Here is a 20211-nt window from a genome sequence, read left to right as displayed (position 1 = left end):
CCACGGTGCGTCCGGGCCGGTGTGGCCCGGACGCACCGTGATGGTTGTGTCTTACTTGACGTCGTAGACCCAGATCAGCGAGGACGTCAGCTCGCCGGTCGGGCTCCACTCGTACTCACGGGCCAGACCCGGACCCTTGTAGCCGGCCACGTAGGACAGCAACTCGGGGCGGGTGCGCTTGCCCTCGGTGATGCCCTGCATGAGGATCGTCGCGAGGTCGTACGCCTCCACCGAGTACACGCCGGGAGCCTGCTTGAAGGCCGCCTCGTAATCGGTCTTGAACTGCGACGGTGCCGGACCGCACGGGCAGGACAGGATGGAACCCTTCGAGCTGTCACCGGCCTGAGCGGTGAACTGCGGGTCGTTGGTGCCGTCACCGGAGACAAAGGTCGCCTCGGAACCGGCGGTCTTCAACTGCTGCGCCAGCGGCGCGGCCTCGGCGTAGTAACCCGAGTAGAACACCGCGTCGGGGTTGGCGGCGGTCACCTTGGAGATGATCGCCGAGAACTCGCGGTCACCCTTCTTGACGTCACCGGAGCAGCTCGCGTCGGCGGCCGATCCCAGCGACTCGGTCATCGCCTTGGCAAGTCCCACACCGTAATCGGTGTCGTCCTTGATGACGCAGACCTTCTTCTTGCCCATGGTGCCGGTGAGGTACTTGGCGACCGCGGGACCCTGCACGTCGTCGTTGGCCAGGCCGCGGAAGAAGGTCTTCCAGCCGTTGTCGGTCAACGTCGGGTTGGTGGCGGATGCGGTCACCGACACCAGACCTGCCTGGTTGAAGATGCCGCCGGTGGCCTTGGTCTCGCCGGAGAACGCGGGACCGATGAGGCCGACGATGGCGTCGTCGTTGACGATCTGCGGAGCGACCTGGGTGGCCTTCTGCGGATCACCCTCGGTGTCGAAGGTCTTCAGTGCGATCTGGCAGTTCGGGTTTGCCTTGTTGTGCTGGTCCACCGCGAGCTGCGCGCCGTTGCGGATGTTGATGCCCAGTGCGGCGTCGGCGCCGGTCAACGCGCCGGCCATGGCGATGGTCGTCTCCGGGCACTCGGCCTTGCCGTCACCGGCCGGATTGAGAGCGGCCGACTCCGCGGCGGCCTGTACCTCGTTGCCCTGGGTATCGATCTGGGCCAGGGGCGCGATCTGTAGACCGGAGCCCGCGGCAGCCGAGCCACTGGTCCCGGATTCGGATCCGGAGTCGCTGGATTTGCTGCTACACGCGGACACGGCGAGCACGCTCGCCATAGCCAACGCGAGAGCACCTGTCGTCACACGACGATGCATTCTCTTACCTCTTCACTTCCCACCCACCCGGTACAGGCGATCCGTCTGCAGCCGAGAGGTCTGCTGAGGAGACCTTCGGAAAACATAGTCCGAATCACAGGCCCCCGCGATGGATTGGAAGCAAAGCCGCATGACTTTGTCCGCCGTGTTTTCACAGAATTAACGGCGTGCCGACCCCGCGTCAGCCGGTGGGGCCCAGAGTCTCCACAACGACCTGCGCGACAGCTTTCATCGTCGTCCGCCGATCCATCGCGGCGCGCTGGATCCACTTGAACGCCTCGGGTTCGGTCAGCGCCTGCTTTTCCATCAGCAGACCCTTCGCGCGTTCGACGAGCTTGCGCGTCTCCAGCCGCTCGCCCAGCGTCGCGACTTCCTTCTCCAGGGCCGCGACCTCGTTGTAGCGACTGACCGCCACCTCGATCGCCGGCACGAGGTCGGCCTTGGTGAAGGGCTTGACCAGATAGGCCATCGCGCCGGCGTCTCGCGCCTTCTCGATGAACTCACGCTGACTGAAGGCCGTCAGCATGACCACCGCCGCCAACTTCTTCTGCGCGATCTCCGACGCGGCATCGATACCGTCGCGTACCGGCATCTTGACGTCCATGATCACCAGATCCGGTGCGAGGCTCTCGGTGAGCTCGACGGCGACCTGCCCGTTGGGGGCCTCGCCGACGACGTCGTAGCCCTCCTCGCGGAGCATCTCGATCAGATCCATCCGGATCAGCGAGTCGTCCTCGGCGACGAGCACCCGATGGGTTGTCGTCTGTTCGCCGGTCCGATCCGCAGCCCTGTCTGCCACCGTCACCATCCCCTCCTCCGCATGTACCAGCCGTGACCAGCATGATCTGTCACGACCTGATGCGTGCAGAGTACCGGTTGGTCCCGCGGTCGGCCGATCATCTAAAGTGGACTGTCGCAGCCGCCACAGCAATGTCGGCGCTGCGGATGCCCTCGTAGCCCAATTGGCAGAGGCAACGGATTCAAAACCCGTCCAGTGTGAGTTCGAGTCTCACCGAGGGCACCACGAAAGCCCCCGCACAGCGGGGGCTTTCTGCTTCGAGTACCTCCTGCGTTCACGAGCGCGCACGTGCGGACCATGGGCGACGGCAACATCGCGCCTCGATCACCCTGGAAGGGTAGTTACGGTAAGGCCTCAATCGATGCGCGAACTGGGAAATGGTGGCGCGCCTGGCAATCCGGACGCCCGGCCGAGGCCGCCGCGCGTGCAGCGATCAGTTGCCCCGCAACGACGACGATCAGTTTCGGCGTCTCGCGATGTCTATCTACTCGACGTCGCCCGACAACGGGCGCACAGCATAAGGGAGACATCCGATGCACAACACGATCTACGTGAACCTGCCTGTGGCCGACGTGGCCCGCTCGCGCATTTTCTTCACCGACCTCGGCTACACATTCGACGAGGTCTTCTCCGACGACAAGGCCATCTCGCTCGTGCTCGGCGAGAACATCGTCGCGATGCTGCTCCAGCGCGACTACTTCGATTCGTTTCACCCGGCCACGACCGCGGACGCGTCAACCACAAAGGAATGCATCGTCTGCCTCGACGCCGACAGCCGAGACGGCGTCGACGCGCTCGTCGACCGGGCCGTCGCCGCAGGCGCCACGCCGGGCGACACCGAGGACCATGGCTTCATGTACGGCCGCAGCTACAGCGATCTCGACGGTCACTCGTGGCAGATCATGTGGATGGACCCGGCGACCGCCACCGGAGCCGAACCGGAGTGAGGCGTCGCGATCGCGATCAGCGAATCGGCTCGGCATCCCCCGTCGCACGGGTGACCAGTTGAGGCCGCGACCGACTTTGCCTGGCTTGATTTTTCGTTCGCACCGACGGCGTGTGCGCATCGCTGGGCTCCCCGGCGCGGTCGCCTGGGACACCTGACCGACGAGTACGACCAGAAGACACCCTGTACAGGCATCACCTCTCTGTCACGACCCATTCCATACCGAGCGCACCAGGCGACCGATCGGGGCATGATGTGCTCGGATGGGTGCTGCTCGGCGCTCATCGACAGTGCTTGATGCGGTGGGCTTCAGATGTCGACCATCGCGTGTCGAGAGGACGCCCTGCATGCCAGCCCTCAGTGATTCGCACGCCCTGGGCGATGCCCATCTCCGCAGCGCCTCCGACGTCGCAGCCGACGCAGATGTGGACCCGAACGTCGGCCTGGCCACCGTCGACGCGGCCGTCCGGCTGAAAACCTACGGACCGAACGAGGTGACAGCGGAACCACCGCCGTCCATCTGGGCGGTCGCGCGCAGCCAGCTCGCGAACCCGATGAACATCATGCTGCTCATCGTCGCGGTGGCCGCGTTCGCCATCGGTCAGATCGCCACCGGCCTCGTCGTGGCCTTCCTCGTGGTGTTCAACATCGTGATGGGCACCCGTCAGGAGATGAAGGCACAGGCGAGCGTCGACGCTCTCGCCGGTCTGCAAGTGCCGCTGGCGCGAGTACGTCGCGGTGGACAGGTGGCGGAGGTCCCGGCCGTCGACCTCGTACCCGGCGACGTCGTCCTGATCGAGTCGGGCGACCTCGTGCCCGCCGACGGCCGACTCATCACCTCGGCGACCCTCGAGATACAGGAAGCCGCGCTCACCGGCGAGAGTGCCCCAGTGGCGAAGGATCCGGCGGTTGTCTCGGGCGGCGACATCGCGCTGGGCGACCGCACGAACATGGTCTTCCAGAACACCCAGGTCACCCGGGGATCCGCGGTGTTCGTGGTGACGTCCACCGGCGCCGCGACCCAGATGGGTCGGATCGCGGACATGGTCACCGCCACCAAACGGTCGAAATCCCCGCTGCAACTGGAGCTCGACGGCCTGACCAAGGTATTCGGATTCCTCGCCTGGGGTGCGGTCGCGATCATCGGTGTCGTCGGACTGCTCCGCGGACAGAGCGGCGAAACCCTTGCCCTGCTGTGTATTTCCACCGCCATCGCGTCGATCCCCACCGGCCTGCCGACATTTGTGCAGACGATGCTGTCCTCCGGAGCACAGCATCTTGCGGAACAGAAGGCGGTGGTCAAGTCCTTGGCCGACGTCGAGACTCTGGGCGGCACCACGGTCATCAACTCCGACAAGACCGGCACCCTGACCATGAACGCCATGACGGTCACCGCCCTGTATGCAGGCGATCAGTGGTTCCGGGTCGAGGGCTCCGGGTATGCCAAGTCCGGTGCGATCCTCGGCGCCGCGGGCGATCCGCCCGACTTCACCCCACTCGCCCTGGGACTCTCGCTCTGCTCGGATGCGACTGTCGGCGACGACGGTTCGGTGATCGGCGATCCCACCGAGGCGGCCCTCGTGGTGCTCGCCGCGAAGATGGGCGTCGACGCGGAGGCGACCCGCCGCGCGATCTCCCGCGTGACCGAGGTGCCGTTCGATTCCGACTACAAGTTCATGGCCACCTTCCACGACCGCCCGTCCACGATCCACGGTGCGGTGATCGATCAACCTCACCTCGTCGTCGTGAAGGGCGGACCCGACGTCGTCCTCGACCGTTGCGGTGCAGCACTTCGGCGCGGTGAGATCGTGCCGATCGATGACATGCGCCAGCAGATTCTCGACGCCAATCGTGAACTGTCCGAGAAGGGTCTGCGGGTATTGGCCTTCGCCGCCCGGGGCCTCGATGACGCCGAGATGACGGCCGCGTCGCGCGAGCCGATGGGATCGGTCACCGATCTCGTGTTCGTCGGGCTCGTCGGCATCATCGACCCCCTGCGGACAGAGGCGACCGACGCGGTACACGCGGCGCTCGGCGCGGGCATCGACGTCCGCATGATCACCGGCGACCACACGATCACCGCGCGGGCGATCGCCGATCAACTCGGGCTGGGGCCGGGCGTGATCACCGGCACCGAGTTGCAGAAACTCAGCGACGACGACGTGAAGACCCGACTTCCCCAACTGCACGTCTTCGGGCGCGTCGCTCCCGAGGACAAACTCCGACTGGCCCGGCTGATGCAGGAGGACGGGGACGTGGTCGCGATGACCGGTGACGCGGTCAACGACGCGGCGGCCCTGAAGCAGGCCGACATCGGCGTCGCGATGGGAAGCGGTTCCGAGGTCTCCAAGCAGGCCGCGAAGATCGTGCTCACCGACGACAACTTCGCCACGCTGGTGCGAGCCGTGGAACTGGGCCGGGACATCTACCGCCGGATATCGACCTACATCCGCCTGCAGTTGACGATCCTTTCGTCGGTTCTGCAGTTGATGGTCTTCGCGACGATCTTCAACATCAACGGCGGGGTGGCCATGCTGCCGATGCAACTGCTGTTCTGCAAGTTGTTCGTGGTGGTCACTGTGGTGGTCGGCCTGATCGTTGACGTTCCCGACCCCGGCGTCATGCAGCGTCCACCCCGCAAGCCGGGAACCCGCATCGTCGAGGGCCCGCAGGTCATCCGGTGGGTGATCAGCGGTTTCCTCGTCGCCGTCACCGCGCTGGCCCTTCTGCAGTGGGGACCCGACGAGCCGTCGTCGGATACGGGTTCGGTGTCGATGACGATGGCCTTCGCGGTCGTCGCGCTGACCGGGGTCAACCTCGGCGTGGTCATGCGCCGCGAGCGCCAGGTCCCGTGGTCTCAGCCGATGTTCCCCTACTTCGGCTGGCTCATCGCCGGCTGGACACTCACGTGGGCTGCAGTGGAACTGGGCATGCTGCAACGACTGCTCGACACCGTGTCGCTGACCGGCGGGCAGTGGCTGGTGGTGTTGGGACTGTCCTTGATCACGCCGACGTTCGTCGGCATTGACAAGGCGATCGGGATGCGGAGGCTGTGAAGGTGTGTAGGGCATTCATGTAGTCCGCCAGAGTGACGGAGCGATTCACGATATCGCGAGACCGCCGTACCGGCCCTCGAATCCACGTAGGCCTAGACCGGAGCACTTCGATCTGACGCGATGACCGGTTCCCGGTCCTACGGGACCAGCGGCGATCGGTGGCCCCTCAAGCACTGGTGATCGTTTCCCGCTCAGATGGTGTGGTCCTTGCGCTGTGACCGTTGATAACCCACTTCTGACGGCTGTCGCTCGCCGTACTGTCGGACGCCGAATGTGTCGACCATGGATCGCTCGAGGTCGACCAGGCGTAATGCAGCGGATCGAGCGTACGCAGCGACTGTTAGTCCGGCCGCGAGTTGTACGGGCGGAGGGGGTTGGGGTAGGTCGTGGACGTCGCGGAGATTCGGTGGGCAGACGGCCGAGATGATCTGGTCCGCATACTGTCGCAGATGTCTGGGCAGAACACGCTCTGCGAACGTGTCGATCAGCGAGCGGGCCACGGCGCGCCCTTCGCTGGTCGGCGCAAACTCACGCTGCTCGTAGGACTGTGCCCATCCGTGGAGCGCTTCGCGCGTCTCGGGCAGGCTGTGGAGTCCTTGCAACTCGGCCACCGAGCGCCAGAAGTGCCACTGCGCTTCCAATTCTGTTGGCGTGAAGGGGGAATGCGCGATGTCGGAGGTGATCTGATGGGGATCAAGAGCCAGCGTCGAGAGCGTGTAGAGCGAGTCGTCATTGCGGATCGGGAAGTGCGCGTGGATCTGGTTCAGACGTTCGATCCACGCGCGTCCTGTTGGCGAGGTCGGTCCGTGATCGAGCAGTTGCCCGAAGAACAGCAGGGTGTCGTCATTGCGCTGCGCCGGGAAGGCCATGATGTCCCCACCTCCACGGCGGTACAGGATTCGGGCCATGGTCGGAACCGCCACCTGCTTCATGAACGCGACGGTGAACAGGGCGTAGGTCAAAGCCGGATTGCCGTGCAAGGTGACCAACGACAGCCGAGCGATCTCGTCGGCGTCGACGACCGGATCCAACCGTGCGATCTGCCGGGACACAACGAGACCGGGACGTAGTTTCATGAGGTTGGCTCCACTCGGACGGCGGTGCGTCCTTCGATGTCGAGATCAATTCGGGCGCAACCATTGTGGTCTGCTTCGACCGCCGGGTTGAAGGCTCCCAGCACCGCGTACCGGCGGTGAGGCCGGAGCTGATCGATCACCAGTGTTGCGCGAGTGCCGCCATCACCGGGATAGAGAACCAGCTCCAGTGCTCGGCCATCGGTGACAGCGCGGGCGACGAGAACATCGGGATACGCGGCCTCGGCCAGACGAGGGGCCGCGAGCCAATGGGCGGGCAGGCCCGCACCGATCAGATCACGATTGGCCGCCGCCCGCGAGAACCGCGCGAGCAGCGAGTACAGGTTGCCCTGCGTGGACATTCCGTCATACCGCGCGACACCTGCCTGGCGTTCGATGTGCTCTTTCGTATCGACGTAGGCGAATGCGGCGTCTGCGATCTCGTCATCGCCCATCTCACGAGCGGTCAGCGAGAGAAAGGTATGGGCGAACGAGTCACTGCCGAAGGAGTAGTTGCCGACGTCGCAGCGATTGGCTGCGGTCCGCGGTAGCACAAAGCGCTCTCCTTCGAACTTCAACGAGTTTCTTTTCATGAGCCACCACGCCCGCTGTGCCTGGTCCGGCAGAAATGCGTTCATCCAGTAGGTCGTCGGGAGACTGACACCTTCGCTGGCCCAGATGTTCCAGGACAAACCCAGGCTCTCATTGCGAACCCCGATGAGTTTGCCGTCCGGGCGCGTGAACTCGTCTTCGTACGCGCGCGCGATCGCCTCGTCGAGGTCGGCATGAAAACTCGTGCCGTGCAGTCGGTCATGAGCGATGAGGGTGGTGACACCAAAGGTGTTGCAGACGGGATAGATCCACGTCGGTTCGCAGGAAAACAGTGTGTAGGGCGACCGGCGCATGTTGCGGTGGATGGACTCTGTGAGGTTGTGGAAGTCGTGCCGATACTCTTGTCCGTCGGACCAGGTGTAGGTCAACCCGCCCGGCCGGGAAAATCGGTTGTCGCCGAAGCTCTCGTACATCCCGACCGCGGCGCCCTGCCATCCGGTCAGCATCACGTTGTCGTTGTTGTCGACCGGGTCTCGACCGAGGGACAGTCGCCCCCAGGCATTTTCCAGCGGCCAGTATCCCCAGACCCGCTTGTTCCCCATTTTCAGGATTGCCCGCTCCTGCGCTTCGGCCAGATAGCCCGAGAACGCCGGCGTTGCGGAGTATCGGTACATCGACAGCGCATAGGCCAGGACGCTGAGCTGGTAGCGAAGTGCGGCTTCCCGGAACTGGTCCCGGCGGTCGAATCCCGCGAAGTCCTCGAGCGGTTGCAGAGCGAGGTCGAGCGCAAAGCGAAGATGCGCGAGATCATCTGTCGACGCTTCACCGACTGGCGGCTCGGGAGACGACGGCACCGCAGTCTCGAAGAACGTGACATCAGCGAGTTCGGTATTCAAAGACTGCGCAACCGCAACCTGATGGCTGTGACGCAGGACATGTACGCCGAACGCGACCAACACCCCACCCGGAACCAGTCCGGCAGTGATCGAGATCCAGGTGATCGACAGATGATGTGCATGAGAATGCGTCAGAGCCGCTTCGATCGTGAACGCTAGCCACACGATGATCGGGGCGACGATCGCGCCGATCATCCACCACACCAGAAGTGCGAGTCCGAACGCGACCAACGCCATTGCCGCGTGCCCGACATGACCCGATGCCAGATGACCACCGCCGGGAAGCAGCAACCCCATCGCCGTGACGCCGGCCACGGTGTTGCCGGTGGCGGTGACCAGCAGGCCACCGGCCCACAGCAGGGCATACACCCCCGCAGCTCTGCCGAACCTGCTTCTGGTCACCGGCGACACCACCGGGCGCGACGTCGGCAACAGCCGCGCCGGAAGCCGCCGACCGAGCCGCGCCGCCGGCGTGACGCTCATCGCCCCGCCACCTCAGGCACTGGCAACTCCGGCGTGACGACCCGCCGTGCGACCGGCGGCATCGCCGTCGCCTGAGAGACCTGGTGGCCCGCCGACGAGCCGACGACGAGGAAAACTTTGCGCAGGCCGACCATCAACAGCAGCAAAATCGTGCAGCACAGCATCCGAACCCCATTCTGAAACCGTACCGTTTCGGTTTCACTTATCGTAGGGCGGTGTATCCTGCGTCGTCAACAGTGCGACCGGCGAACGACAGTCGGTCGCCGACACTGGCACTATGGGCACGTGACGCAGACCACCGAGCCAGCCGGGCGGCCCTACGGCGGGCAAAGCGCTACAGAGCGACGCCTATCGCGCCGCAATCGACTGACCGAGGCCGTCCTCGACCTCGTCTATGAGAGCGGTATCGAATCGCTGAGTGTCGGAGCTATCTGCGAACGCGCATCGGTCTCCAAACGCCATCTCTACCTCAGCTTCTCCAATCTCGATGACCTCACGGAGGAGACACTGACCGACGTGCTCGCACACGTCGCCGATCGCATCGCCGCGGCATCAGCCGAACTCGACAGCGACGCGCCCAGAGCCCGACTGATCGAAGGCGCCGTCGAAGAAATCCTGACCGCCTTCGACGATCCACGCGTCGCACGTCTATATCTCGAGGCCCCGGGCAACCGCGGACTCCGCGCAGCGCGAGATCACGCGGTGGCCCACTTCGTCACTCAGCTACTGACCTTGCTCGCCGGCGACCGGGCCGACGACCCACGAGCTCAACTCATCGCCCGAGTGCTCGTCGGCGGCACCACCGAAGGAGTCGCGCTATGGCTGCGCGGCGACGTCACACTCGAACGCACAGAGCTCGTCGCCACACTCACCGCACTCGGCGTCGACGCCGTCAACCACATCCTCCGGCTGAAGCCACCACACTGAACGAGCCGAACAAGGCCGCCTCCAGGGAGCACACCCTCGTTGACGACGAGCTAGATGCAAGACCCGGTGAGGTTGTGAACGTGTAGTCGTTGGATCGGGTGAGGCCGCCGATGCCGTGGGGACTGCCCCGGCTTCACACACGGATGGACTCTGATCCGCCTGAATCAGGCGGTGGTGGCGGCTGCAAGGATGCGGTCGGTGACGGCAGTGGAACGCTGGTTCGAGCTGAATGCCCGCGCTGTTTGATGGTCATCGCGACCATGACGTAATGACCGCCAGCATGCACAACTCGAGGGCGGTGTCATCGCCTGCGACGTCGGCTACGGCGCGCCAGGTGTTCTGATCGAGTTGACCGGTTTCGACGAGCTGCGCTGCGGCGGTAATGAAGGCGTGGAGTCGAGGTTCGGCCACGACGGGGTTGTGCGTTGCCAACGCGACTATGTGCTCCTCTGAGATGCCGGGCTCATCGGCCATCTGCGCGTGGTGCGCCCATTTGCAGACACATCCCACTCGCCAAGCGACATGCAGTACCACGAGCTCCTTCTCGGCGGGGTTCAGTTTGCCGTGCATGAGAATCTGCGAAAGGAACACCGCGTGCGCCGGGAAGATCCGACCGAGCCGGGCAAACGTTCGAAAGACCGTGAAGTCTTCGACTTGACCTGTTCACCGACGAATGACCCACAACACCGCGCGCGCAACGCGATTCAATTGCTCCGCGGGTAGGGGCTCGACTCGCGCCTCGAGTGGGGTTCGCCACTGCCCCGCTGGCCGCGTGACCGTAGCAGTCACCGACGCCGGCGTCGGTCTTGCTGGTCCGATCCGAAAGGGCTTCGGTCTCAGTAAGACCGACGAAGCCGTCAGACGATTGGGCGGAACGTTCGATCTGTCGTCGGACTCGTCAGAGGATGGCGCCACGTGGAGGATGAGGCTTTCCCCGTGACTGACTCTGCCAGCATCCGCGTTATCGTTGTCGACGATCATCCAGTCGTTCGTGACGGTGTCGCCTCGCAGCTCAAGTCATGTTCTGAAGTATCGGTGGTCGGCCTGGCCCCGTCCGGACGCGAAGCCGTCGCGATGTGTGGCAACTACCGGCCCGACGTAGTGCTACTCGATCTCAGGCTGCCAGACATGCCGGCGCACGAGGTTGTTCGGCGCGCCGCGGCGACCTCACCGGAGTCGAAGATCATCATCTTCACCGCATTCCCTGAACACGACGGTGTAGCAGCCGCGCTTGCGGCGGGGGCGTGCGGACTACTGGTGAAAGACATCTCCGGGTACGACCTGTGCGCGGCCGTCCACGATGCCGCAGCAACCGGACGCCTGACGTCGTCGCCCGAGATCCCCTCCGGTACCAGCTTGCTCACCCCTCGTGAGTACGACATGCTCAGGCTCATCGCGGCCGGGCATACAAACGTCGAGATTGCCTCCGAGTTGAACTTGTCGGTCAACACGGTGAAGGACTACGTCCGAAACGTGCTGCAAAGGCTCACAGCACGCAACCGCGCACAACTCATCACCAACGCACGAGCCCGAGGTCTTCTCTGACTGCGCCGGCTATCGGTAGGACCTTTGCGGGCCGAACTGTTCCGGCTCGCGGTTGCCAGGAGTTGCTGTTCACGACTTTGTTGAACACCAAGCCGTTGTGCCCGAACGACGTTCATTCGGGCATTGTTTGATCGAGCAGTGTCTCGACAGTTGTTCGTGCATAGACCCACGGTTGGGGGTCGTTGAGCGATGTCGACAGGGCCGCCGCGCCTTCGTAGAGCAGCGCGATCTGGTGTCCGAGCAGTTCCGGGTCAGCAGCGCCATACTCGCGACAGAGATCAATGATCGCTGCGGCGAAGGCCCGCTTCTGTAGGTGCACCAACTCGGTGACGTCGGGCATGATGCCGGCCGCCTCCACCGACGCGTTGTGGAACGGGCATCCGCGCATCCGACCCTCCCCCGGCTCCGGGATGGCGAACAGCAGCATCAACCGTTCGCGCGGTCCGGCAGCGGGTACGTCCCTCGGGTCGACCGCCACGCCACGAACACTGGAAAGATACTGCTCCACCAGCGCCGACTTACTCGGAAAGTACTTGTAGAGAGTCCTTTTGGACACGTCGGCATGTTCGGCAATCAGATCGACACCCGTGGCGTTGATTCCCTCGACGTAGAACAGCTCGGTCGCGGCCGCGAGGATGCGTTCCCGAGGCCCCCGCCCGTCACCACGGCGCGGCCCTTGGGCGCGTGTTGCGTTTGCCATCGAAGTCACCGACCAATCACGTCTCGCCGAACGGGTTACTCGTTCAATATACACAGATCTGTTTACAAACCGCTGATCGTGATCTACGGTGAAGTAGACAGATCGGTTTACTTGAGTGGGAGACACATGACAGACCACACAGTTCGCAACCCCGGCGACATCACTGCGCCGCGCGCGACCCCAGACACCTCATGGACGACCGTTGCGAACCAAACGATCTCGGTCGACGGCACCGACTTCGCCTACCGCACATACGGTCGCGCCGGTGGCGTGCCGGTGGTGTTCTTGAACCACCTCGCTGCGAACCTCGACAACTGGGATCCACGCGTCGTCGACGGCATCGCTGCCCAGCATCGCGTCATCGTGGTCGACAGCACGGGCGTCGGTGGTTCGAGTGGCGCGACACCGGCGACCGTCGACGAGATGGCTCACGATGTCATCGCCTTCATCTCGGCACTGGGACTCGACAAGGTTGATCTGTTCGGTTTCTCACTGGGCGGTTTCGTCGCGCAGGTCATCGCGATCGAACGCCCCGCACTGGTCCGCAAACTCATCCTCGCCGGCACCGGCCCGGCCGGCGGCGAGGGCATCGACAAGGTGACCCGGGTGACCTACGCGGACTCCATCGCAGGGGTGCTGACACGCAAAGATCCCAAACAGAACCTCTTCTTCACACGGACCGCGAACGGCAAGGCGCAGGCGCGGGCGTTTATCACACGCCTGGGTGAACGGTCCACCAACCGCGACAAGAAGGTCTCGCTGAGAACCTTCCAAGCCCAGCTTCGCGCGATCCACACCTGGGGCCTGACCGAACCGGCTGATCTGAGTACGATCACCCACCCCGTGCTGGTCGCCAACGGTGAAGACGATCGGATGGTGCCCACCAGCAACTCCTACGATCTGGCACGCCGCCTGCCCAACGCCACCCTGCGCATCTATTCCGACGCCGGTCACGGCGGAATCTTCCAGGCGCACGAGCAGTTCGTCCCCACCGCACTGGAGTTTCTCGCGGCATAGCGCCCCAGCTCTTTCCTCCCGGCAGCACGCTGTGCGCCGAGCACTTCCCTCAGAAAGGTCACACCATGGTTGGTCTCGACAATTCGGTCGTCCTGGTCACCGGCGCCAATGGCGGCCTCGGCGGTCACTTCGTCCATCAGGCGCTCGCCCGCGGTGCGCGAAAGGTCTACGCAGCGGCGCGATCTCCACGCACGTGGGAGGACGAGCGCATCGTCCCCCTGCAACTCGACGTCACCGATGGCGAATCGATCACCGCCGCCGCCGAGCTCGCGTCCGACGTGACGGTGCTCATCAACAACGCCGGCGTGGTCCCGCCGACCGCGAGTTACCTCGAGCTGTCGGAATCCGACCTGCGAGCGGCCATGGAGACGAACTTCTTCGGGCCGGTCCTGATCGCGAAGGCGTTTGCCCAGTCGCTGATCGCAGCACCCGGCGCGGCACTCGTCGACATCCACTCCGTGGCCAGCTGGAACGCCTTCGGCGGGGTGTACAGCGCATCCAAGGCCGCCCTGTGGTCGGCCACCAATTCGCTGCGCCTCGAACTCGCTCCACACGGCGTGCACGTCGTGGGAGTGCACATGGGTTACGTCGACACCGCCATGGCCGCGCACGCCGACGGCCCCAAACTCCGGCCCGAGGACCTGGTGACGCAGGTGTACGACACTGTCGCATCGGGTGGCTACGAGGTCCTCGGCGACGAGCTGACCGTCATGGTCAAGACGGCTCTGAGCGGACCCATCGAATCGTCGTACCCCGCCCTGCGATCGACTTCCGTAGCTGCCGAGTCATGACCGCGTGGACGGATACTCCCAACCAGAGCATCGACGTCAAAGGTGTCCGTTTCGTCTATCGTGAGCTCGGCCCCACCAGCGGTGTGCCAGTGGTGTTCCTACACCACTTCACCGCAACCTTGGACGACTGGGATCCCCGCGTCATCGACGGCGTTGCCGAGAAGCACCGGGTCATCGCCTTTGACAATCGCGGAGTCGGCGGATCCGGATCGAAAGTTCCGGGCAGCATTGATGAGATGGCTGCCGATGCAATCGCCTTCATCCGCGCCCTCGGCTTGAACAAGGTCGACCTGTTCGGTTTCTCCCTCGGCGGTGGTGTCGCCCAGGTCGTGGCGCTGCGCGCTTCCGACCTCGTGCGCAGGATCGTGCTGACCGGCACGGGACCACGAGGAGGGGCCGGTATCGACAAGATGGCCATCATCGTCGGGAGCGCTTACCTCAAAGCCACCCTCACCCGCCAAGACGCCCGCAACTACCTGTTCTTCCCACGGACCGCAGACGGCAAACGTGCGGCCGCAGCGTATTTCGACCGCTTGGCGGAACGGACCACCGACCTCGACACCGCGATCTCGCTACAGGCACGGCTGGCCCAGTTGCGCGCCATCATCGCCGGCGGCAAGGCGGCGCCCGATGATCTCTCGGGCATCACCCAACCGGTCCTGGTTGCCAACGGCAACAACGATGTGATGGTTGCCAGCGAACACTCATTCGACTTGGCCAACCGACTGCCCAACGCGGAAATCGTGATCTATCCCGGCTCCGGCCACGGCGGCGTCTTCCAGCACTACCGTGAGTTCGTTCCCAAGGTCCTCGAGTTCCTCGACGGCCCCGATTGCGCCCCCGGCGTCCAACCCACTCGAGAAGGAAGCCAGTGAAAGCGTTTGTCATCGACAACTACAAGGGCCCGATTCACGCCGCCCAGGTACCCACACCCGTGGTCGGTCCGCGCGACATCTACGTCAAAGTAGTTGCCGCCAGTGTGAACCCACTCGACCAGTTGGTCCGCAGCGGTGAATTCAAGCAGCTCCTCAAATACCAGATGCCCTTGATCCTCGGGCACGACGTCTCCGGCGTGGTGACCGACATCGGCAACGAGGTAACCGACTTCGCAATCGGCGACGAAATCTACGCCCGCCCCCGTGACCTGCGGATCGGAACCTTCGCCGAGTACATCGCCATCGACCAGGACGACGCAGCGCACAAGCCCGCGACACTCACTTTCGCGGAGGCTGCTGCGGTTCCGCTGGTCGCGTTGGCGGCATGGCAGATGCTCGTCGAGAAGGCCCACATCAGGCCGGGCCAGAAGGTCCTCGTCCACGCCGGCGCCGGCGGTCTGGGATCGACCGTCATCCAGCTGGCCAAACACCTGGGTGCGTACGTGGCGACCACCGCCGGAAGCGGATCGACAGATCTGGTCACCAGCCTGGGTGCCGACATGGTGATCGACTACCGCACCACCGATTTCGCCGACGTACTCTCCGACGTCGATCTGGCCATCGATGCCGTCGGCGGCGGCAACCTCATGAAGACCCTCTCCGTCCTCGCCCCCGGCGGCCTGGCACTTGGAGTCACCGGGCCACCTGACGCCGGATTCGCCACACAGCTCGGCGCCCCCGCCCCGTTCAAGCTCGTCCTGAATCTGCTCAGCCGCAAGGTCCGAGCGGCCGCACGGAAGCGTGGCGTTCAGTACTCCTTCTTCTTCATGCGATCAGACGGCGCTCAACTCCGCAGCCTGGCCGAGCTCTATGATGCCGGCCACCTGCGACCTGTCATCGACTCGACATTTCCGTTCGACCAGACTGTCGAAGCTCTCGCCTACGTCCACTCGGGCAAAACCAAGGGCGGGAAGGTCGTCATCACCCACAACTGATTCCCTCACAGAACATGTGAGCGCCTGGGCTTGATCAGTGGATCGGCTCGGGATCGGGGTCAGGATCGCGGTGTGCCGATGCCGCCGCGGCGGGCGACAGATCGGCGGTACGGAGGTCAACCGTCGGTGAACGAGTGACGAGTTTGTGGCCCCACCAGAACGCGAGGAACACGAACAGTGCACCGTAGGCGGTCAGCCACAGTTCCAGGTTTCCCGCGCTGCCGTCGCGGATGGCGGGAAGATTCTGGCCCGCGATGACGGCGACACACATGAGCAGCGCGATGATCGGGCCCGCCGGGTACAGCCAGGCCTTGTACGGCAGTTCGTCGAGCGAGCGGCCCTGCACATTCCACGCCCGTCGGAAGCGGTAGTGCGCCCACGCGATTCCCATCCAGGTGATGAACCCCGCCACCGACGACGCGGTCACCAACCACACGTACGCGCGACCGTCACCCACCCGGCTGGCCGTGAAACACAGCGCGCCGATCGCTGTCGTGGCGGCCACCGCCATCAGCGGGACACCCGACCGGGTGACCCAGCCGAACAGCCGCGGGGCGCTGCCTTCCACCGACAGGCCGTACAGCGCTCGGGTTGCCGCAAAGAGGCTGGCATTCCCCGCCGACAGGATCGCGATCAGGATGACGGCATTCATCATCGAGGCCGCGACGGAGATACCCGCCTGGGAGAACACCAACGTGAACGGAGCGATCGCGATGTTCTCCTCGGAGGCGTTCAGCAGGTTCGGATCGGTATACGGGATCAGGAACGCGATGATGGTCAGGGTGCCGATGTAGAACAGCAGGATTCGCACGAACACCGTCCGGACGGCGCGCGGGATCGCGGTCTTCGGCTCGACGGCCTCCCCCGCGGCCACCGCGATCATCTCGGTGCCCTGAAAGGCGAAGCCCGCGATCAGGAACACCGACAGCATGCCCAGTGGCCAGTCCACGAACGGCGCATCACCGGTGGTCCAGTTGCTGAAACCGGGCGACGGCATGTCGCCGACGACACCGAGGATCAAGAGCACACCCACAAAGAGGAATACGACCACCGCGATCACCTTGATCGTGGCGAACCAGAATTCCGCCTCGCCGAATGCCTTGACCGCAAACAGGTTCAGGGCGAGGAGCGCCCCGAGGAACACCACCGACCAGATCCACGACGGCACGTCGGGCAACCAGTACTTCATGATCAACCCGGCCGCGACCAGCTCGGCGGCAAGGGTGATCGACCAGTTGAACCAGTAGTTCCAGCCGGCGGCGAAGCCGAATGACTTGCTCACGAACCGCTTGCCGTACTCCTCGAAGGGATTGCTGCACGGGATGTGGGCCGACATCTCGCCCAGACTCTGCATGAGGAAGAACACCATGGCGCCCATGAGCAGATACGCCGTGATGGCGCCACCGGGACCTGCGTCGGCAATGGTCGCACCCGAGGCGACGAACAGACCGGTGCCGATGGCACCGCCCAGCGCGAGCATGCTGATGTGGCGACTCTGCAGTCCCTTGCGCAGGGACTCGTCGGGGGTGATCCCCAGAGGACTGGACACCCGCAGAGTCTACTACCGACGGAACAGCTTGTTACCCAACCACACCAGCGGATCATAATGACGATCCACCACCCGTTCCTTCATCGGGATGAGTGCGTTGTCGGTGATCTTGATGTGCTCGGGGCAGACATCCGTACAGCACTTGGTGATGTTGCAGAGTCCCAACCCGTGTTCGGACTGCGCCGAATCGCGACGTTCGGCCACGTCCAGGGGATGCATGTCGAGCTCGGCGACACGCATCAGGAAACGGGGCCCGGCGAAATTCTGTTTGTTCTCCTCGTGATCGCGGACCACGTGGCAGGTGTCCTGACAGAGGAAACATTCGATGCACTTGCGGAACTCCTGTGACCGCGCAACGTCGACCTGCTTCATCCGGTACTCCCCCGCCTTCAGACCTTCGGGTGGGGTGAACGACTGGATCTCGCGGGCTTTCGCGTAGTTGAACGAGACGTCGGTGACCAGGTCACGGATCACCGGGAACGTTCGCATCGGCGTGACCGTGATGACCTCGTCCTCGGTGAAGGTCGACATCCTGGTCATGCACAACAGTTTCGGACGGCCGTTCACCTCCGCCGAACAGGACCCGCATTTACCTGCCTTGCAGTTCCACCTGACGGCCAGGTCCGGGGTCTGCGTCGCCTGGAGCCGATGGATGATGTCCAGCACCACCTCCCCGTCGTTGGCCAGCACCGTGTAGTCCTGGAGATCGCCACCGTCGGCGTCACCACGCCACACCCGGAACTTCGCGTCATAGCCCATGTCAGTTCTCCTTGCCGCCCCCGGCGTCGGGATGCCCGGCGATCTCACCGGCGGTGTAGTACTTCTCGATCTCGGAGAAATCGAAGAGTTCCAGCAGATCCGGCCGCATCGGAATCTGCTCCTCCTTGACCACCGTCACCTCGGGAACCGGTGAATCGTCGCCCAGATCGGCGGTGCACACCAGCAGCGTGTTGCGCCACCCCGAATCCATCCCCGGATGGTCGTCACGGGTGTGGCCACCACGGCTCTCGGTCCGCAGCAGTGCCGCCTTGGCGACACATTCGCAGACCAACAGCATGTTTCGCAGGTCCACGGCCAGATGCCAGCCGGGGTTGAACTGCCGGTGTCCCTCCACCTGCATCCCGGGCAGGCGCCCGCGGATGTCGTCGAGGACCTCGATGGCCTCGGCGACTTCGGCCTCCTTGCGGATGATGCCGACGAGGTCATTCATCGACTGCTGGAGGTCGGTGTGCAAGGTGTAGGGGTTCTCCGGTTTGCCTGTGCTCTGCGACTCGAACGGTGCGAGCGCGAAGGCTGCGGCCCGGTCGACATCTGCCGGGGAGACCTCCGGTCGCGTCTGCAGCGATTCGATGTACGACGCCGCCCCGAGACCGGCCCGCCGCCCGAACACCAGCAGGTCGGACAACGAGTTGCCGCCCAACCGATTCGAGCCGTGCATCCCGCCCGAACACTCGCCCGCCGCGAACAGGCCCGGCACTCTGGCCGCCCCGGTGTCCGGATCGACCTCGATGCCACCCATCACGTAATGACAGGTGGGGCCGACCTCCATGGGTTCGGCGGTGATGTCGACGTCGGCGAGTTCCTTGAACTGGTGGTGCATCGACGGCAGCCGGCGGATGATCTCGTCGGCGGGCATGCGGGAGGCGATGTCGAGGTAGACGCCGCCGTGTTCGGTGCCGCGGCCGGCCTTGACCTCTTCGTTGATCGCCCGCGCGACCTCGTCGCGCGGCAGCAGGTCAGGTGTGCGGCGAGCGCTGTCGTTGTCGGCCAGCCACTTGTCGGCCTCTTCTTCGGTTTCGGCGTACTGGCCTTTGAAAACCGGTGGGATGTAATCGAACATGAACCGTTTGCCGTCGGTGTTCTTCAGCACGCCACCGTCGCCACGAACACCCTCGGTCACCAGGATGCCCTTGACGCTGGGCGGCCAGACCATCCCGGTCGGATGGAACTGGATGAACTCCATGTTGATCAGGCTGGCGCCGGCCCGCAACGCGAGCGCGTGTCCGTCGCCGGTGTACTCCCACGAGTTGGAGGTCACCTTGAAGGATTTGCCGATCCCACCGGTCGCCAACACGACCGCCGGTGCTTCGAACAGGACGAAACGGCCCGACTCACGCCAGTATCCGAACGCTCCGGCGATGGCATCGCCGTCCTTGAGGAGGTCGGTGATGGTGCACTCGGCGAACACCTTGATACGCGCCTCGTAGTCGCCGGTGGCCGCGTAATCCTCCTGTTGCAGCGAGACGATCTTCTGCTGCATGGTTCGGATCAGTTCGAGACCGGTCCGGTCGCCGACGTGTGCCAGCCTCGGATAGGTGTGCCCACCGAAGTTGCGCTGGGCGATCCGTCCGTCTGGGGTTCGATCGAACAGTGCGCCATAGGTTTCCAGTTCCCAGACCCGATCCGGCGCTTCTCTGGCGTGCAGTTCCGCCATCCGCCAGTTGTTCAGGAACTTGCCGCCACGCATGGTGTCCTTGAAGTGGGTCTGCCAGTTGTCCTTCGAATTGGCATTGCCCATCGACGCGGCACACCCGCCCTCGGCCATCACGGTGTGCGCCTTGCCGAACAGCGATTTGCACACCACTGCGACCGAATAGCCCTTCTCCCGGGCCTCGATGACCGCCCGCAGACCGGCTCCCCCGGCGCCGATCACAACAACGTCGTATTTGTGGCGTCCCGGTTCCGTCATCTAACACAGACCCCCAGCGTGAAGTAGTTGCGCG

Annotated in this window: 18 protein-coding genes and 1 tRNA gene; 10 read left to right on the top strand and 9 right to left on the bottom strand. The window is 64.4% G+C overall.

Annotated elements, in window-relative coordinates:
- Positions 1-51 precede the first annotated feature (51 nt).
- Both D7316_RS01910 and D7316_RS01905 read right to left on the bottom strand, forming a co-directional pair.
- Positions 52-1284 (bottom strand): branched-chain amino acid ABC transporter substrate-binding protein, encoded by a 1233-nt coding sequence (locus tag D7316_RS01910; RefSeq protein ID WP_124706800.1) that lies wholly within the window; start codon positions 1282-1284, stop codon positions 52-54.
- A gap of 181 nt (positions 1285-1465) precedes the next feature.
- Complete coding sequence (locus D7316_RS01905; RefSeq protein ID WP_124706799.1) at positions 1466-2092, bottom strand: ANTAR domain-containing response regulator; 627 nt, start codon at positions 2090-2092, stop codon at positions 1466-1468.
- A gap of 139 nt (positions 2093-2231) precedes the next feature.
- Here D7316_RS01905 and D7316_RS01900 point away from each other — a divergent pair.
- From D7316_RS01900 to D7316_RS01890, 3 genes are all read left to right on the top strand, one after another.
- Positions 2232-2308, top strand: a tRNA-Leu gene (locus D7316_RS01900).
- Positions 2309-2616: 308 nt separating this feature from the next.
- The gene (locus tag D7316_RS01895) at positions 2617-3030 is read left to right on the top strand and encodes a VOC family protein (RefSeq protein ID WP_124706798.1); all 414 of its coding nucleotides are present in this window, start codon (positions 2617-2619) and stop codon (positions 3028-3030) included.
- Between the two features lie 346 nt (positions 3031-3376).
- Positions 3377-6085 carry a cation-translocating P-type ATPase gene (locus D7316_RS01890; RefSeq protein WP_124706797.1) on the top strand — a complete coding sequence of 903 codons (2709 nt, stop codon included), beginning with the start codon at positions 3377-3379 and terminating at the stop codon, positions 6083-6085.
- A 191-nt stretch (positions 6086-6276) separates the two neighbouring features.
- Here D7316_RS01890 and D7316_RS01885 read toward each other — a convergent pair whose 3' ends face one another.
- Together D7316_RS01885 and D7316_RS01880 are read right to left on the bottom strand one after the other, a co-directional pair.
- Complete coding sequence (locus D7316_RS01885) at positions 6277-7161, bottom strand: oxygenase MpaB family protein (protein WP_124706796.1); 885 nt, start codon at positions 7159-7161, stop codon at positions 6277-6279.
- On the bottom strand, positions 7158-8801 hold the full coding sequence (locus D7316_RS01880) for a linalool dehydratase/isomerase domain-containing protein (RefSeq protein WP_124706795.1): 1644 nt from the start codon (positions 8799-8801) through the stop codon (positions 7158-7160). Before D7316_RS01880 ends, D7316_RS01885 begins: the two co-directional genes overlap by 4 nt.
- Positions 8802-8907: 106 nt before the next feature.
- Between D7316_RS01880 and D7316_RS01875 the strand changes: the two genes are divergently transcribed.
- Complete coding sequence (locus D7316_RS01875) at positions 8908-9126, top strand: hypothetical protein (protein WP_124706794.1); 219 nt, start codon at positions 8908-8910, stop codon at positions 9124-9126.
- A gap of 248 nt (positions 9127-9374) precedes the next feature.
- A complete protein-coding gene (locus D7316_RS01870) occupies positions 9375-10016 on the top strand; it encodes a TetR/AcrR family transcriptional regulator (protein ID WP_164473711.1) in 642 nt (213 codons plus the stop codon).
- Between the two features lie 249 nt (positions 10017-10265).
- On the opposite strand, the gene D7316_RS01865 is transcribed toward D7316_RS01870, so the two are convergent.
- Complete coding sequence (locus D7316_RS01865; protein WP_124706792.1) at positions 10266-10586, bottom strand: carboxymuconolactone decarboxylase family protein; 321 nt, start codon at positions 10584-10586, stop codon at positions 10266-10268.
- Between the two features lie 366 nt (positions 10587-10952).
- On the opposite strand from D7316_RS01865, the gene D7316_RS01860 reads away from it, so the two are divergent.
- A complete protein-coding gene (locus D7316_RS01860; RefSeq protein ID WP_124706791.1) occupies positions 10953-11561 on the top strand; it encodes a response regulator transcription factor in 609 nt (202 codons plus the stop codon).
- Positions 11562-11673: 112 nt separating this feature from the next.
- Here D7316_RS01860 and D7316_RS01855 read toward each other — a convergent pair whose 3' ends face one another.
- A complete protein-coding gene (locus D7316_RS01855) occupies positions 11674-12261 on the bottom strand; it encodes a TetR/AcrR family transcriptional regulator (protein WP_124706790.1) in 588 nt (195 codons plus the stop codon).
- A gap of 126 nt (positions 12262-12387) precedes the next feature.
- Here D7316_RS01855 and D7316_RS01850 point away from each other — a divergent pair, with 126 nt between their 5' ends.
- The 4 genes from D7316_RS01850 to D7316_RS01835 all read left to right on the top strand — a co-directional run bounded on the left by D7316_RS01850 (position 12388) and on the right by D7316_RS01835 (position 15939).
- Positions 12388-13278 carry an alpha/beta fold hydrolase gene (locus D7316_RS01850; protein WP_124706789.1) on the top strand — a complete coding sequence of 297 codons (891 nt, stop codon included), beginning with the start codon at positions 12388-12390 and terminating at the stop codon, positions 13276-13278.
- 65 nt (positions 13279-13343) lie between these two features.
- Positions 13344-14069 carry an SDR family oxidoreductase gene (locus D7316_RS01845; RefSeq protein ID WP_124706788.1) on the top strand — a complete coding sequence of 242 codons (726 nt, stop codon included), beginning with the start codon at positions 13344-13346 and terminating at the stop codon, positions 14067-14069.
- A complete protein-coding gene (locus tag D7316_RS01840; RefSeq protein WP_124706787.1) occupies positions 14066-14944 on the top strand; it encodes an alpha/beta fold hydrolase in 879 nt (292 codons plus the stop codon). Before D7316_RS01845 ends, D7316_RS01840 begins: the two co-directional genes overlap by 4 nt.
- Complete coding sequence (locus tag D7316_RS01835) at positions 14941-15939, top strand: NADP-dependent oxidoreductase (RefSeq protein WP_124706786.1); 999 nt, start codon at positions 14941-14943, stop codon at positions 15937-15939. The genes D7316_RS01840 and D7316_RS01835 overlap by 4 nt, the downstream gene beginning before the upstream one ends.
- Before the next feature lie 34 nt (positions 15940-15973).
- Here the strand turns inward: D7316_RS01835 and D7316_RS01830 are convergent, their stop codons facing one another.
- From D7316_RS01830 to D7316_RS01820, 3 genes are read right to left on the bottom strand one after another with little or no spacing between them, the layout of a single operon-like run.
- Positions 15974-17488, bottom strand: coding sequence for an amino acid permease (locus tag D7316_RS01830; RefSeq protein WP_124706785.1), 1515 nt, complete (start codon positions 17486-17488; stop codon positions 15974-15976).
- Positions 17489-17500: 12 nt separating this feature from the next.
- Positions 17501-18247 (bottom strand): succinate dehydrogenase/fumarate reductase iron-sulfur subunit, encoded by a 747-nt coding sequence (locus D7316_RS01825; protein ID WP_124706784.1) that lies wholly within the window; start codon positions 18245-18247, stop codon positions 17501-17503.
- Position 18248: 1 nt separating this feature from the next.
- The gene (locus D7316_RS01820) at positions 18249-20177 is read right to left on the bottom strand and encodes a fumarate reductase/succinate dehydrogenase flavoprotein subunit (RefSeq protein ID WP_124706783.1); all 1929 of its coding nucleotides are present in this window, start codon (positions 20175-20177) and stop codon (positions 18249-18251) included.
- Positions 20178-20211 lie beyond the last annotated feature (34 nt).

This window comes from Gordonia insulae (genome assembly GCF_003855095.1).
Classification (GTDB): domain Bacteria; phylum Actinomycetota; class Actinomycetes; order Mycobacteriales; family Mycobacteriaceae; genus Gordonia; species Gordonia insulae.
The sequence above is the reverse complement of the archived record's forward strand: the minus strand, read 5'-3'. Positions and strand labels throughout refer to the sequence as shown.

Coding starts and splice junctions, on each gene's coding strand:
- D7316_RS01865 (WP_124706792.1), bottom strand. CDS start 10,586: ATGCACGGCAAACTGAACCCCGCCGAGAAGGAGCTCGTGGTACTGCAT.
- D7316_RS01820 (WP_124706783.1), bottom strand. CDS start 20,177: ATGACGGAACCGGGACGCCACAAATACGACGTTGTTGTGATCGGCGCC.
- D7316_RS01825 (WP_124706784.1), bottom strand. CDS start 18,247: ATGGGCTATGACGCGAAGTTCCGGGTGTGGCGTGGTGACGCCGACGGT.
- D7316_RS01855 (WP_124706790.1), bottom strand. CDS start 12,261: ATGGCAAACGCAACACGCGCCCAAGGGCCGCGCCGTGGTGACGGGCGG.
- D7316_RS01910 (WP_124706800.1), bottom strand. CDS start 1,284: ATGCATCGTCGTGTGACGACAGGTGCTCTCGCGTTGGCTATGGCGAGC.
- D7316_RS01890 (WP_124706797.1), top strand. CDS start 3,377: ATGCCAGCCCTCAGTGATTCGCACGCCCTGGGCGATGCCCATCTCCGC.
- D7316_RS01905 (WP_124706799.1), bottom strand. CDS start 2,092: ATGGTGACGGTGGCAGACAGGGCTGCGGATCGGACCGGCGAACAGACG.
- D7316_RS01845 (WP_124706788.1), top strand. CDS start 13,344: ATGGTTGGTCTCGACAATTCGGTCGTCCTGGTCACCGGCGCCAATGGC.
- D7316_RS01885 (WP_124706796.1), bottom strand. CDS start 7,161: ATGAAACTACGTCCCGGTCTCGTTGTGTCCCGGCAGATCGCACGGTTG.
- D7316_RS01840 (WP_124706787.1), top strand. CDS start 14,066: ATGACCGCGTGGACGGATACTCCCAACCAGAGCATCGACGTCAAAGGT.
- D7316_RS01895 (WP_124706798.1), top strand. CDS start 2,617: ATGCACAACACGATCTACGTGAACCTGCCTGTGGCCGACGTGGCCCGC.
- D7316_RS01850 (WP_124706789.1), top strand. CDS start 12,388: ATGACAGACCACACAGTTCGCAACCCCGGCGACATCACTGCGCCGCGC.
- D7316_RS01880 (WP_124706795.1), bottom strand. CDS start 8,801: ATGATCGGCGCGATCGTCGCCCCGATCATCGTGTGGCTAGCGTTCACG.